General features: G+C 65.8%; 16 protein-coding genes. 9 read left to right on the top strand and 7 right to left on the bottom strand.

Annotated features, from left to right (window positions below; all coding sequences use genetic code 11):
* Positions 1-62: 62 nt before the first annotated feature.
* A complete protein-coding gene (locus tag ACQPXH_RS33260; protein ID WP_433603730.1) occupies positions 63-356 on the bottom strand; it encodes a type II toxin-antitoxin system RelE/ParE family toxin in 294 nt (97 codons plus the stop codon).
* Entirely contained in the window at positions 353-604 is a 252-nt protein-coding gene (locus ACQPXH_RS33255; RefSeq protein ID WP_433603729.1) for a type II toxin-antitoxin system ParD family antitoxin, read from the bottom strand. The genes ACQPXH_RS33260 and ACQPXH_RS33255 overlap by 4 nt, the downstream gene beginning before the upstream one ends.
* A 158-nt stretch (positions 605-762) precedes the next feature.
* Between ACQPXH_RS33255 and ACQPXH_RS33250 the strand changes: the two genes are divergently transcribed.
* On the top strand, positions 763-1,044 hold the full coding sequence (locus ACQPXH_RS33250) for a hypothetical protein (RefSeq protein ID WP_433603728.1): 282 nt from the start codon (positions 763-765) through the stop codon (positions 1,042-1,044).
* Between the two features lie 36 nt (positions 1,045-1,080).
* Here ACQPXH_RS33250 and ACQPXH_RS33245 read toward each other — a convergent pair whose 3' ends face one another.
* Positions 1,081-1,605: a hypothetical protein gene (locus ACQPXH_RS33245; RefSeq protein ID WP_433603727.1), complete on the bottom strand. Its 525-nt coding sequence runs from the start codon at positions 1,603-1,605 to the stop codon at positions 1,081-1,083.
* A gap of 248 nt (positions 1,606-1,853) precedes the next feature.
* On the opposite strand from ACQPXH_RS33245, the gene ACQPXH_RS33240 reads away from it, so the two are divergent.
* The 4 genes from ACQPXH_RS33240 (at position 1,854) to ACQPXH_RS33225 (ending at position 3,708) form a co-directional block, all read left to right on the top strand.
* Positions 1,854-2,024, top strand: a complete 171-nt coding sequence (locus tag ACQPXH_RS33240) for a hypothetical protein (RefSeq protein ID WP_433603726.1) — start codon at positions 1,854-1,856, stop codon at positions 2,022-2,024.
* Positions 2,025-2,161: 137 nt separating this feature from the next.
* Positions 2,162-2,398 carry a hypothetical protein gene (locus tag ACQPXH_RS33235; RefSeq protein WP_433603725.1) on the top strand — a complete coding sequence of 79 codons (237 nt, stop codon included), beginning with the start codon at positions 2,162-2,164 and terminating at the stop codon, positions 2,396-2,398.
* A gap of 15 nt (positions 2,399-2,413) precedes the next feature.
* Positions 2,414-2,779 carry a hypothetical protein gene (locus tag ACQPXH_RS33230; protein WP_433603724.1) on the top strand — a complete coding sequence of 122 codons (366 nt, stop codon included), beginning with the start codon at positions 2,414-2,416 and terminating at the stop codon, positions 2,777-2,779.
* The gene (locus ACQPXH_RS33225) at positions 2,776-3,708 is read left to right on the top strand and encodes a recombinase family protein (RefSeq protein ID WP_433603723.1); all 933 of its coding nucleotides are present in this window, start codon (positions 2,776-2,778) and stop codon (positions 3,706-3,708) included. Before ACQPXH_RS33230 ends, ACQPXH_RS33225 begins: the two co-directional genes overlap by 4 nt.
* Before the next feature lie 26 nt (positions 3,709-3,734).
* Here the strand turns inward: ACQPXH_RS33225 and ACQPXH_RS33220 are convergent, their stop codons facing one another.
* Both ACQPXH_RS33220 and ACQPXH_RS33215 read right to left on the bottom strand, forming a co-directional pair.
* On the bottom strand, positions 3,735-3,920 hold the full coding sequence (locus ACQPXH_RS33220; RefSeq protein WP_433603722.1) for a hypothetical protein: 186 nt from the start codon (positions 3,918-3,920) through the stop codon (positions 3,735-3,737).
* A 201-nt stretch (positions 3,921-4,121) separates the two neighbouring features.
* On the bottom strand, positions 4,122-4,418 hold the full coding sequence (locus ACQPXH_RS33215) for a hypothetical protein (RefSeq protein WP_433603721.1): 297 nt from the start codon (positions 4,416-4,418) through the stop codon (positions 4,122-4,124).
* A 1,174-nt stretch (positions 4,419-5,592) separates the two neighbouring features.
* Here ACQPXH_RS33215 and ACQPXH_RS33210 point away from each other — a divergent pair.
* From ACQPXH_RS33210 to ACQPXH_RS33200, 3 genes are all read left to right on the top strand, one after another.
* On the top strand, positions 5,593-5,802 hold the full coding sequence (locus ACQPXH_RS33210) for a hypothetical protein (RefSeq protein WP_433603720.1): 210 nt from the start codon (positions 5,593-5,595) through the stop codon (positions 5,800-5,802).
* A 139-nt stretch (positions 5,803-5,941) separates the two neighbouring features.
* Complete coding sequence (locus ACQPXH_RS33205) at positions 5,942-7,087, top strand: DUF7221 family queuine tRNA-ribosyltransferase-like protein (protein WP_433603719.1); 1,146 nt, start codon at positions 5,942-5,944, stop codon at positions 7,085-7,087.
* 35 nt (positions 7,088-7,122) lie between these two features.
* Positions 7,123-7,587, top strand: a complete 465-nt coding sequence (locus tag ACQPXH_RS33200; protein ID WP_433603718.1) for a hypothetical protein — start codon at positions 7,123-7,125, stop codon at positions 7,585-7,587.
* Between the two features lie 43 nt (positions 7,588-7,630).
* On the opposite strand, the gene ACQPXH_RS33195 is transcribed toward ACQPXH_RS33200, so the two are convergent.
* On the bottom strand, positions 7,631-8,107 hold the full coding sequence (locus tag ACQPXH_RS33195; RefSeq protein WP_433603717.1) for a DUF6011 domain-containing protein: 477 nt from the start codon (positions 8,105-8,107) through the stop codon (positions 7,631-7,633).
* The gene (locus tag ACQPXH_RS33190; RefSeq protein WP_433603716.1) at positions 8,104-8,337 is read right to left on the bottom strand and encodes a hypothetical protein; all 234 of its coding nucleotides are present in this window, start codon (positions 8,335-8,337) and stop codon (positions 8,104-8,106) included. Before ACQPXH_RS33190 ends, ACQPXH_RS33195 begins: the two co-directional genes overlap by 4 nt.
* A 190-nt stretch (positions 8,338-8,527) precedes the next feature.
* On the opposite strand from ACQPXH_RS33190, the gene mobF reads away from it, so the two are divergent.
* Positions 8,528-13,348 carry a MobF family relaxase gene (mobF, locus tag ACQPXH_RS33185; protein WP_433603715.1) on the top strand — a complete coding sequence of 1,607 codons (4,821 nt, stop codon included), beginning with the start codon at positions 8,528-8,530 and terminating at the stop codon, positions 13,346-13,348.
* Positions 13,349-13,410 lie beyond the last annotated feature (62 nt).

The following is a 13,410-nucleotide window of genomic DNA, read 5'->3' as shown; positions in this document are numbered from 1 at the left end:
GAAGTAGCGGACAGCACAACAGTTTTCGTGATGCCACGGGGACTTTCCGGGGCATCACCGCATCAGAGGTGTCGGTCGATGTCCATGCGCTGATGCAGGACGCGCACAACGTCGACTTCGCCATCGGCGGTGACTCGGTAAAACAGCATGTGGGATCCAGCGGCGAGCTTGAGGTAGCCGGGTCGAATCTCGTCGCAGGCCTGGCCGATGCGCGGGTTCACCGCGGCGCGTTCGATAGCGCGCTGGAGTGCGCGCAGGTATTCCTCGGCCTGGTCAGCGTCCCACCGCTGGGCGGTGTAGTCCCAGATCTGTTCGAGGTCGGCTTGAGCAGCTGGTGAGAGGAGATACCGGCTCACCGAGTGCCCGCCCCGCCGGCGCGCTTGCGGGCGAGGAAAGCATCGAAATCGAACGGCGTGGACGGGCCGCTTCGCTCGCCCTCGTCCAGGGCCTCGCGCAGCGCGCGCAGGTGGGTTTCGCGGTCTTCGAGCAGCCGCAGGGCCGAACGGACCACGTCGCTGGCCGAGCGGTAGCGGCCCGAGGACACCTCGGAGTCGATGAAAGCGCTGTAGTGCTCATCGAGGCTGAAAGACGTGTTCTTACCCACGAGCACGAGGATACCAATTCTTGGTACCGCCTGCGGGGCTCGGGTGAGCGGGCATACTCGGCGGTCGCGCGGCGGAAGACCCCAATCCGTGTCGGGGCAGCCGTCCATAATGCTGGAAAGAAGTCGCGGCCCAAAGGTATTCGTCAAGGTGGGGTGGCATGAATCAGCTGTTTGGAATCGGCGCTGTTCTCTGGTTCTCCGGCGTCGGCTTGATCCTCGCCTCGCGGCCGCTTCGCCGGTGGAAGGATTCGGCCTTTCAGATCGGAATCGTGCTGTCGGTGATCGGGGCACCACTTTTGGCGATCGCGGTTCCATCCATCTCCGATGACCCGATGTGGGAGAGGGTGCTCTACGCGATCATCCTCGTCGGATGGACGGCGCTGGGCATTCTCTGGCTCGTGGCTCACCGCCTGTTCAAGGCCGTACAGCAGGAGCCCTGACCGGGCATTGCCGATCCGGCTTTCATGCTTGTTCGGTCAGAACGGCGGTTCGTCGTCAACACGGCCGCCCCCGAAGGTGCCCGCGACCGGGGTGCCCCACGGGTCGGGCGGGGGTGACCGGCGGGCTGCCCTTCGTGCTCGCTCGGCTTCTGCTTCTGCTTCCTGGCGAGCCTTCACATCTCGCGTCCGAGGCAGTGGGGTCACCGATCCGTATCTGGCCTTGCGGTAGCACCACTGAAGCTCGTCACGATGGGACCGGGGCGACTCCCACCCATCGCCGTCGGGTTCTTTGTCGTCCGGATCCACGTTGGCGATCTGGCACAGCGCCAAGAAGATCACCTCCACGGTCTCCCACTGCGGAAGTGTCTCCGCTTTCAGGGTGCGACGGATCGTCTCGTGGTTGGCGGTGCCGTTGCGCTGATCGTCGGGTAGTTCGTCAATGACCCGGGCGACCTTCCTCGTCGGGGGGTCGTTCGCCGCCATGTAGAACCACCACAGCATGTCGATCAAGCGCTCGTGGTTCTCGGGCACGTCAGTCGGTTTGGACAGGCGCCGCGGCATGGCACGTTCTCCTCTTCATCGGCCAGATAAGACTACTGACGCCACCTTTTGACTGCTATTGACCACTTCACGACTGGCTTTGCCCACCGGTAATTCGATCACGGCACCGTGTCGACTTTTATTGAATAGCACTCAAAACCGCAGGTCAGCATAGGTATGTGGCGTCAACGGACGCCAACCGCTCCAGCAATCGGGCGGTCGAGAGCGTCGCCTCGCCCAGGGCGACAAACGCTTGCGGGAGGTCGTTGATGAGCGAGGACATCAATGAGCAGTGGCATCGAGTGCTGTCCGAGCGGAACAGGCTGCGAGACGACCTGGAGGCGCTGACCGACGCGCTGCGCAAGCACCACGATGAGCATCACCCAGGCGCGTCACGCTGGTGCGACGCTGCACCGTGCCGACTGTTGTCTGGGCTATGAGACCCCCCTTAACTGTCTCTAAAACGATCGTTTTCGGGAACCATCCGCAGATGTCGGGTATCTCAGATAAAATGAGTCTCTAAAACCAGTACCGAAATCATCGTTCCTGAAATGGTGATCAGCAATTGGAGACTCATATGTCCGGTGACCGCCCTCGCCCCGAGCAGATCCTGCTGGAGCTGCGCGACGCTTCCTCCTCGGCACGTCGGTCCTTCGACCGATTGATCGACTTCCCCGAGCTCATCACCGACATGCCCGTCGGTGATGACTCCAAGGACCTTGCGGCCCGCTACGTCACCCAAGCCCGCGAAGCGTTGTCCCGGGCGATGAACTCACTCGACGCCGCCTACGACAAGCTCGGCGGGGACCGGTAGGGGATGGCGCGATTGATGGCGGTGTCGCTGACCGAGGCCCAGGTCCGCGACCGCAGCAAAACCGTCACCCGCCGCATGGGCTGGCGAAATCTGAGCGCCGGGGAGCGGCTCACGTTGTGCCGCAAGGTGATGGGCCGCCGCCGCGCCGACGGCCGCGTGGAGCCGCTGGTGCGCATCGTGGACGTGGAAGTCCTCGCAGTGCAGCGCGAGCGCCTGGACGCCATCACCCCCGATGAGGTTGTCGCGGAGGGCTTTCCGGAGATGACCCCTGAGCAGTTCGTGGATTTCTTCTGCGGCAGCCACCGCGGCTGCACCCCCGACAGCACCGTCACCCGCATCCAATGGCGGTACCTGCCGCCAGCTCAGGAAGGACTGTTTTGACCCGCTACGGCTACGGCAGGGTCTCGACCCGCGACCAGAGCACCGACCATCAGGTTGATGCTCTGCGCTCGGCGGGCATCGCCGAGGAAAACCTGTTCATCGAGAAGATCTCCGGCAAGCTCGCTTCCCGCCCGCAGTTGGACGCGCTGCGCGAAAGGCTCACCGCCGGTGACGAAGTGGTGGTTACCCGGCTGCGGCGTCTCGGCCGCAGCCATCTGGATCTCCTCGACTTGGTGCGGTGGTTCGGGGACAACGAGATCGACCTCAACGTCCTGGAGCAGGGCATCGATACCAAGACTCCGGGCGGGCGGCTGGTCTTCCATTTCCTGGCCGCTCTGGCCGAGTACGACCGGGAGATGATCGTCGAGGGCACCCTCGACGGCCTGGCCGCCGCCAAAGCCCGTGGCCGGGTCGGCGGCAGGCCACCGGTACTTTCCCAAGCCCAGCTCGATGCCGCCCAGCGCATGTACGACGAGGACACCCACACCATCGATGAGCTCGCCGCCATGTTCGGCGTGGGCCGCTCCACCCTGTACCGCAAGCTCGCCGCCCCGTACACCGATTGTGTGCTGCTGGTGTATCGCGGCAGCAAGACGAAGGTCGACCCGGACGGCAACCGCCGATATGGCGAAACCCATGCTTCGGAACGGGTGCAGCTCGAGGCCGACCGCAAGTGGTTCCCGATGGCCGATGCGCGCCGCCGGCACCTCAAAGCGGTCGTCTACGTCGTCGATGGTGCCATCACGCGGGTGCGCGCGGTGGATCCGGACGGACAGTGGGATCACGACGACCGCGGCTACTGGGACATCCCGGTCGGGCCGCCCTTGTCCGAGGTGCAGGTTGCCGCGATGTTCGGTGCGGGCGGCATCTCGCTGGGCCAGGCGCGCCCGAGCGTCAAGGGCAAGATCCGCGAATACGAGCCGCTCTGACCGCTGGAAGCAACAGGAAAGCGGGCCTACTCATTTGGCTCGCGCCCCGCAGCCCGCTCCTCGGCTTCGAACCCGGCATGGGCGTAGCCGTCCTCCCAGCCGGATGCGTATCCGACGTCGTAGCCGTTGTTGAACTCTTCGCTGTCGGACAGTTCGCCCACGGGGCCCTCACACAGGTAGCCGTGGTCGTCGAATTCGATGTCGTCATCCATATATCGACAGGTACCGGCTTCCAGAGCAACTGAGACCGGATGTCGCACTCCCAGTGTGGAATCCGTGCGTGAAGGTCTGCCGCTGGGCCGACGGATCTACCGTCATCGACGGCATCCGCCACCGCCTGGCCCGGCGGCTGATCGACGATTCCCGACACGGCACTCCGCGCGGCGAGTACCTCGTGCGGCCCCCGAACGGGATCATGCCGCTCGGGGGCGTGTGTCGGGATCTTCTTCACCGCGTTCTTCAGGGAGTTGCGTCGGCGGCGTATCGCTCGCCCTGTTGCGACGTCGGATGGCTGCGACGCTTGCACCACCGATGAACCCGGCGCCACTGAGTAGCGCAGTGCCCGGTGCCCCGAAGAACAGGCCCAGCGCCAGCACCACTGCTGCGCCCAAGGCCAGTACGGCGACAACGGTCCCGACGAGGTAGGCCATCGTCTTCCATGTCCAGTGACCGCTGGACATGAGCAGGAACTGGCGGTCGAGTAGGTCCATCCAGTTCTTCGGCGGGGTGCTCGCGCGAGCCCATGGCAAGCAGCGTGACCCGCACTTGGGGCATTCGCCCGCGGCAGGCTCAGATCCGCCTGCCCCAGCGAAGAGTTCAACCATGAGTAGTCGCTTCCATCCGTCGTCGTTGCGATCGGACGGGAACGTTATCCAGAGGGGGTGCAGATTGTTTCAGCCGAGCATTCGACCTGGTCAAAGCCTTTTCTAGCCGATCTGGGGCAAAGACCGGCCACCTGCTGTAGGCAGGCGTGTGGGAATTGTCGGTCGAGGTGGTTAACCTCATCGGGCCTGGTGTCCTTCTCTTTGGCGGAGCGGATATCAAGGTTGTCCGCGGCCCCTGCCTGCTGCGAACGGGCAGGGGCCGCACTGCATCCCACGACCGAGGTTCCGGTCGGGTCAGACGCCAACTGCGACTGTGGCGGAGAGCCTAGCTACAGCCACCGACGCAATCGAGCATCACTCACCAACGCTCGATCCGAGCACTGACACGAGGGAAAAACGCACTTCCAGCGAGCAAACTCCCTGGTCAAGCGGCTACTAGTGCAGCACACTCGACCGACCCAGAATGTTTCACGACGTGTTTCACGGACGCAGGAATTGTGAATAGAGGACGGGTCACATAGCGATTGCCAGCAGCTACGCGATGCTCTCCCAGAAGCGGTAAAAGCTGATTTACCTGCACATACGCGGCATCAAGCCAACAGCTCGAGTGTGTGGAATGAGTGTTCATAAGGAGATTGAGCAGTGCGTTGATGTTGTCGATGTTGTTGTCGTCGAGGTGGCAATTACAAGTGGATGTTGCTGAGGAACAGGGAGATGTCGTCTCTGATCGAACGCCCGGAAGAACTTCTCCTTACCGGAGATGTCCCGCGATCCAGAGGACCACACACCGCGCAGACGAACTACCAAAAAGGTTGGTAGTTCAGCCTGTTTCGGTCAGCCCTTCGGCAAGCAGGATCAGCCGGGCTGAAGCCTAAGCGACTCTTCGTGCGCTGATTGTTGGAAGTTTGTTGGACTTCTCCACGCACGACTTTCCGACGAGCGTTGATGCTGGAACGCCGTTATCGGCGGCCAGACTCGCCCGAATCTTCCCTGTGCCGTCGGGCTTCAGGATTTCCGGGGCCAACGACGTATGTCGGTGGGCGACTTCATAATTGAGCGCATGGCCTTCACCGTGCACACATCTGAAGACTCGACTCCTGCCGGACTCAAGTTCGGCGACAGCGACAGTTTCACCATCTATGGGTCTGGGGTCTTGAAAGTGGAGAGTAAGACCCACGGCACGCGGGTCTACTCGCCCGGATTTTGGCAGCTCGTCGAGTATCGCCAGCACGACAGCCTGGGCCGCAGGATCCACGGTGTCGATGACTGACTAGCGAGATCGGAAGGCCCGGCCGAGGCCGGGCCTTCTGCTTGAGGTTGCTCTGTGTCTGGCAGTTTTAAAACTGCTACACTTAGGTTGGCAGTTTTAAAACTGCCAACTCGATCTATCGTCGAACGGAACCTCGGTCATGAAGTTCTTCCTGGGCACGCATCAGCCGAACTGGGTCACCCTCACCGACGAACCTTTGTTCATCAGCGACGTCCGTCTCCGCGACCGCAAGTCCTTCCCTCGCGCCCGCGGTGAATGGGCCTTGGACTCCGGCGGATTCAGCCAACTGCAGAAGCACGGGAGTTGGGATTCGGTCCCCCCGCGCGAATACGTGGACCGGGTACGTCGCTACCGCGATGAAATCGGCAACCTGGCCTGGGCAGCGCCGCAGGACTGGATGTGCGAGCCGATCATCATCAATGGCGGCCGGAGCCGCAAAACCGTCTTCGCTGGAACTCATCTGTCGGTGTCCGAGCATCTGCGCCGCACCGTGGGCAATCTGATCGAGTTGCGGTCGCTGGCACCGGATCTGCCGATCATCCCGACGATTCAGGGGTTCGTGCGCGCCGACTACGAGCGCTGCATCGACCTCTATGACAAGGCCGGTATCGACCTGGCCGCCGAACCGATCGTCGCGATCGGCAGTGTGTGCCGGCGCCAGAACACCACCGAGGCCGCCGAGATCATCACCGCGATCACCGACGCCGTTTCCGGAATCCGGTTGCACGGGTTCGGGATCAAGACCGCAGGCCTGGGCTCCTACGGCTCGCTGCTGGCTTCCTCCGACAGCATGGCCTGGTCCGACACCGCCCGCATAGAACAGATCCTGCTGCCCGGGTGCAGCACCCACAAGAACTGCGCCAACTGCATCAAGTACGCGTTCCGGTGGCGCCAGAACGTGCTGGCGTCGTTGGCCGGGCATGCCACCCGCACCGTGTGCTCGGCCGCGCCGACATCGCGGCGAGTGTCTAGAAAACTAGACAGAAACACCTCGGCCGCACGGCGTTTGGCGCTGTCGGGATTCCGCGACGAAGCGGCCCGGCTCGAACGCGACGTGAGCATCCGGTGGGCGCACCGCGACGGCATGTCCGTCCGCGCGATCGCGGCCTTGATGAACCTGAGCCCCGCCCGCGTCGGGCAAATTCTCGCCGAACCCGACACCGGGCAACTCCTGCAGCAACTCCAGCAACTGCGCCAGCGCTGGGACGTCGACACCGACCCGGCAAGCCGCACCGCCGCCGATCACATCATCGCGAACCTGACCGCCACCGAACTGGGCCGATAAAGGCCATTCGAGCCGAATCGAAAGGAGGGCTCGTCATGGGGTCGTCGGCCGATTTCACCGAGGACCAGCGACTGCGGCTGGCCGGTGCCGGTGCCACCACCAGCTCCAACAAGAGCAGTTCTAAAACTGCTAGCGTGAGTCGCGTGGTCAATGAGCACGAATACGAACCGACCGAAACCATCGCGCTCACCGACAAACTCGCCGAGCTGCGCGACGCATGGGAAACCGGGAAACCCCTCACAGGCGGCCAACTGTTCGGACTACCGCCGCTGGACGGGGACGTCTGGGTCGACACAGCAGGCGCGGCCGTGATCACCCACCTCGCACCGAAGACGATCACCTCGTTCCTCTCACGCGGCAAACCGAAGGCCTGCCCGTTCCCGATCCCGAGCAAATTCCTCGGACGGCTCTACTGGCCGGCCACACTGCTGCTGACGTGGGCACAGGAGTACGAGACCGTACGCCGCACCGAGAACACCGGGGCATCCGCCCGGCAGTGACCGTGTTTATCGGCAGCCAGACACCCCGGTCTCGCCCCACAGCTCAGGCTGCGATGTCGAACAGGGTCAGCTCCCGCGCGGTCTGGGCGCGCAGCTCGGCGCGTTCGCGGGCCTCACAGGTCGGGCCGATGCGCCGCGCGACCGATTCCGGCGACATCAACCAACCGTGACAGCGGCGGCAATGCGCAACCAGCCGCACCATGGGCTGCTCGTCGGTCTCGGCCATATCGCTCTCCTCCCGGGCCGCGGGCAGATATGCCCGACAGCCTCCCACGCGGCACCGACAGGTGCTACGCCGCGAGTCACAGATGCGGCAATACCATCCGGGCTCACCGGCCACCCGCGCCGCGTGCAGCTCGACGGATCGGTCGTAGATCCGGATCTGGGTGTGGGTGTCGGCGCTGAGCGCCCACAGGCGCGCGTCCTCGACGATCTCGTCGAGGTCATCGGCCCCGAGCCGGACGGTCAGCACGCCCACGCCTGGTGTCCGGGTGTGGGATTCCAGGAGGAATCGCCTCATAGGCTGCCTTGATCGGCCAGCGTGGGCCGGTGGTGCTGGTCCGGCCGGACGGTTACCAGGTAGCCGCCGAGGGTGTTTCGGCACTCGACGCTGTAGGCCACGACCCGGCTGTCGTCGCGGCTGCGGTGCACGGTCGCGATGGTGCCGCTACGGCGCACCGCAGCCGGATCCTCGGGCGCGACACCACGCCCATGACTGTCCGACCACCAGGTGACAACATCCCCCACCATCAAAGACTCATCGAACATACATTCGAGCATCCCACAGAACCCCCAGCTCACGCACACACCACACCCCCAATGCGCTACCCTCTACACAACATCATTCGAACAAATGTTCACACCTCTTGCATTCATGGCACACCGCGCGTGGGTGACGGTGACCTGCGGGAACGTGTTTCTGCGTACCGTCGGGTTTGTGATGTCTCCACACAGACTCAGCGTGGACGCGGGTGTCGACTACTACACGAAATGCGTTGCCGTGCATGACGGTCACGAGCGCGGCCGTGGCAACCTGTCGGACTACTACGCCGAGCACGGCGAGGTGCCCGGGGTGTGGCTCGGGTCCGGCTTGGTCGCGTTCGACGACATCGACGCCGGGGACTTGGTCGATGGGAAGCAGATGACCGCGCTGTATCGCGAAGGGCTGCACCCGAATGCGGAAGCGATCATCGCCGCCCGCATCGAAGCCGGTGACAGCAAGAAAGCCGCTCGCAAGGCCGCCCGATTGGGGCGGCCTTTCTACAAGTTCAAGATCCCTGAAGGCTCGTTTCGCCACGTCGTCGCCCAGGAGCTGCAGGCGTGGAACCTCGCTGAGGGCAACCCCGAGGACGCCCCCGTGCCGAAGGATGTGCGTGAGGAGATCCGCACCCGGGTAGGCCTGGAGATGTTCACCGCCGAACACGGCCGAGCTCCTGCTGAGGGCCCGGAGCTGACCGACTGGATCTCACGGGCGTCGCGTCCGGAGCGCCGCGCCGTCGCCGGGTTTGACCTGACGTTTTCCGCCGTCAAGAGCGTGTCGGCGTTGTGGGCGCTGGCGCCGCGTGAGATCCGCGAGAAGATCGAGGCGGCTCACGCCAAGGCGGTCGCCGATGGCATCGCCTACCTCGAAAAGCATGGCTGTTTCACCAGGTTGGGTAAAAACGGGGTGCAGCAGGTCGACACCGAGGGCATGATCGCGACCGGGTTCGTGCACCGCGATTCCCGCGCTGGTGATCCCGATCTGCATACCCATGTCGTGGTGTCGAACAAGGTCCGCACCCTCGATGGCAGGTGGCGCGCCCTCGACGGGCGCATGGTGTATTTCCACGCGGTCGCCGCCAGCGAGGTCTACAACGCTCGTCTCGAGCAGTACCTGGGCAGCATGCTCGGTGTCGAGTTCGAGGACCGGGTAGCGCGTGATGCCAGCAAGCGCCCCGTCCGCGAAATCGCCGGTGTCCCTGCCGAACTGCTCGCGATGTGGTCGCAGCGCTCGGTGAGGATCGCCGCCGAGCTCGCCAAGCTGACCACGCAGTTCCAGGCCAAGCACGGTCGGGCGCCGATCGCGACCGAGGTATGGAAACTCGCCCAGCAGGCCACGATCGCCACCCGCGCCCGCAAGCACGAACCGCGGGCCTTCGCAGAGCAGCTCACCGCGTGGGAGCAGCAGGCCGTCGAGTTGATGTTCGGCTCCCGCGCCGCGATCGACGCCCTGTTCGCCGATGTCCTAGGCCGGGGCAGCATCGAGCCCGCACCGATGGACCCGGCCCAGATCGCCCAGACCGCGCAACAGGTCGTCGATACCGTCGCCACCCATCGTGCGACCTGGCAGCTCAACCACATTCGCGCAGAAACCGAGCGCCAGCTGCGCGGCAAGGTCTCGCCCGAGCAGTGGGAGACCCTCGCCGAGCAGGTGGTCGATATCGCACTGTCGCAGCCGTGCTCGATCCCGCGTGGTATTCCGGATCCGGTGCCCGCCACCGGGGTGCTGCTACGCCGTGACGGGACCAGCGTCTACACCACCGCCGGATCCCAGATGTACACATCGGCGCAGATCGTGGCCGCTGAGCAGCGCCTGATCGATGCCAGCCTGCTCGACGGCGGCCGCACCATCCCCGCCACCGCCGTGCAGGTCGCACTGGTCGAATACGCCGCCAACAACGACGGGTGGGCCCTCAACCCCGGGCAGCGGGCACTGGTCGCCGGATTCGCGACCTCCGGTGCCCGGTTGCAGGTCGGCATCGCCCCGGCCGGAACAGGCAAAACCACCTCGATGCAGGTGTTGACCCGGGCCTGGACCAGCGAGGGCGGAACGGTCCTGGGGCTCGCGCCGACCGCCGCCGCGGCCGCTGTCCTCGGCGCCGAGATCGCCACCCCGACCGCGACCATCGACATGCTCACCACCCTCGCCGAGCGCATCGACGCCGGCACTCTGGCTCCGGACGCGGCACCCGAGTGGGTGCGCGGGATCGATCACCGCAGTTTGGTCATCATCGACGAGGCCGCGAAGGCCTCCACGCGCCAACTCGATTCGGCGGTGCGGTTCCTGCTCGACCGTGGCGCCAGTGTCCGGTTGCTCGGTGACGATCAGCAGCTGGCCGCTGTGGCCGCTGGTGGGGTCATCCGCGATATCGCCCATACCGCCGGGGCGTTGACCCTGACGCAGGTGATGCGGTTCGCCGACCCGGGCGAGCGCGCCGCCAGCCTCGCACTCCGCGAAGGTGACCCGGCCGCCATCGCCCACTACGCCGACCACGGCCGCATCCACATCGGCACCATCGGCGCCGTCACCGACGGCGCGTTCCAGGCGTGGGCCGCCGACACCGCCGCGGGCTTGGACTCGGTGCTGCTGGCACCGACACGCGAGCTGGTCTCCGACCTCAACGCCCGCGCCCGCGCCGACCGGTTGGCCCGAGACCCCCAGGCCGACACCGGTATGGAGGTGCCCCTCGGCGACGGGCTGGCCGCCAGCGTCGGGGATGTGATCACCACACGCGAAAACGCCTACCGGCTGCGGCTGTCCAAGACTGATCATGTCCGCAACGGCTACCGCTGGATCGTGCGCGCGCTGCACCCGGACGGCCGGATCACCGCTTCCCACATCGGATCTGGGCGTGTGGTCACCCTGCCGGCGGACTACGTCGCCACCAAAACCAGCCTCGGCTACGCCACCACCATCGACAGCGCTCAAGGCCTCACCAGCGACACCTCCCACACGGTGCTGACCGGCAGCGAATCCCGCCAGCAGGCCTACGTCGCACTCACGCGCGGGCGCCGCGAGAACCACATACACGTCGTGACCGCCCTCGACGGCGAGGACACCGCACCCCAGCTCTACCAAGCGATCCACCCCGACACCCACCTCGACGTGCTCACCGCCATCCTGGGACGCGACGGCGGGCAGGTCTCGGCGACCACCGCCCAGCGCCAGGCCGCCGACCCGCGCGCCCGCCTGGCCCACGCCGCGGACGCCTACACCGACGCCCTGGCCGTCGTCGCCCAATTGCGCACCGATCCGACCGTCCTGGAAGACATCGACACCGCTGCCGAGCAGCTGGTCCCGGGTCTCACCGATGAGCCCGCGTATCCGACGCTGCGCCACCAGCTTTCGGCTCTCGCGCTGGGCGGCGCCGATCCGGTCGCGATCCTCACCGCCGCCGTCGCGCGCCGCGAACTCGACACCGCCGACGACCGCGCGGCCGTGCTGTCCTGGCGCATCGACCCAACCGGCGGCCGCCGCGACGGAGCCGGACCACTACCGTGGCTGCCCGGCCTGCCTGCGGTCCTGCGCGAGGATCCCGAATACGGGCAACATCTACGCGCACGAGAACAGCAGATCATCGAGCTGACCAGCGAAATCGCCACCCTCACCCGGTCATGGACTACGACAACGGCACCGATGTGGGCACAACCACTGATCGGCACCGACCCCACGCTGCTCACCCATATCGCGGTATGGCGGGCCGCCCACGACGTGGCCGACAACGACCGCCGACTCACCGGCGCCGCGCATCCCGGCACCGCCGAGCATCGCGCCCAGGTCACCCTCGACAAGCGTGCGGCCCGCGTCCTCGGCGACCAGGACGCCCACGTACGCCGCTGGAACGCAGTGGGCAACCTGGAGCCCCGCCTGACCAAGGACCCGTACTGGCCGGTGCTCGCCGCCGAGTTGACCCGCGCCGCCGCGACCGGCGTCAACGTCCCCGCCGCCATACTGACCGCATACACGGCGCGGCCGTTGCCGATCGAGCAGCCCGCGGCCGCGCTGTGCTGGCGACTCGCGGCCGTCTTCGAAAACCACGGACCCGACCGCGAATTCGTCGACATGCGTCGCCAGCTCGCCGCGGATCCGATACGCCGTCTCACCAACAGCGAGCTGAACGCCCGCGCCAGAGCCGCCCTCGACGAGCTCGATGACGATCCGGCGCTGCCGCGCTGGCTCGACCGCCTCGACCTACACAAAGCCCGCGAGGATCACGCCAAGGTCCTCGAACGCAACCAGCGCATCACCGACACCGCCGACGCGATCCGCACCGCCCAGACCGCCGCCGAAGCGGCCGAACAAGCCCGCAAGGCCTGCAAACCCATTAGCGACGAACTGAAAGCCGCCCGCCAGAAACTCGCCGACACCAACAAGATGCGCTGGCGCACCCGCGCTGCCCTGGAGGCCGACATAGAACGCCTCACCGGTGAACTCGCCCCGCTCAAACAGGCACTCGACGATGCGGTCGCTCACGCCAAGACCACCGCCACCGCCACCCACACCCCGGAGAGGATGTGGCCCCAAGCCCTCGCCGACGCCGACCCGGGCGTGCTCACCGGCGCCGAGTACGAGGCACGATCACGCGTCCACCGCGCCGAAGCCATCGAGGCCCGCCACGACAAGCACCGCCAGCGCCACCTCGCCGAACTCGAAACCATCGAGACCGAGCAGCAGCGCCGCGACGCGCTACCCGAACCCGAACGCGACCTCGAGGAACGCGCCCGCGACGACCTCACCGGCCGCCCCGATCCCGGTCAGGGATTCGTCGCGGCCCGCTTCGCTCGCCTGCACAACTGGCGCCCATCGTGGACCCAGCAGGAACCAGACACCGGCACCGAACACGATCCCTACGACAACTACGACGACATGTCCGGGCCCGAACCCACCGAACCAGAACAACCCGAGCGCAGCCCCGCACGGGAGCCGGAGCCGCAGCGGTGGAGACAACAACCTCACATCTACGACCCAGGACCCAGCAGCGACCGCGGCTACGGGATATAACCGGCGGTCCGAACCAGACCCGAGCACGGCTTCGCCGCACTCGCTCCCAGTGCAGGGGAGTT

This window comes from Nocardia sp. CA-135953 (assembly GCF_050955735.1).
Classification (GTDB): Bacteria; Actinomycetota; Actinomycetes; order Mycobacteriales; family Mycobacteriaceae; genus Nocardia.
Note: the sequence above shows the minus strand (reverse complement) of the source record. Positions and strands in the feature narration are given on the sequence as shown.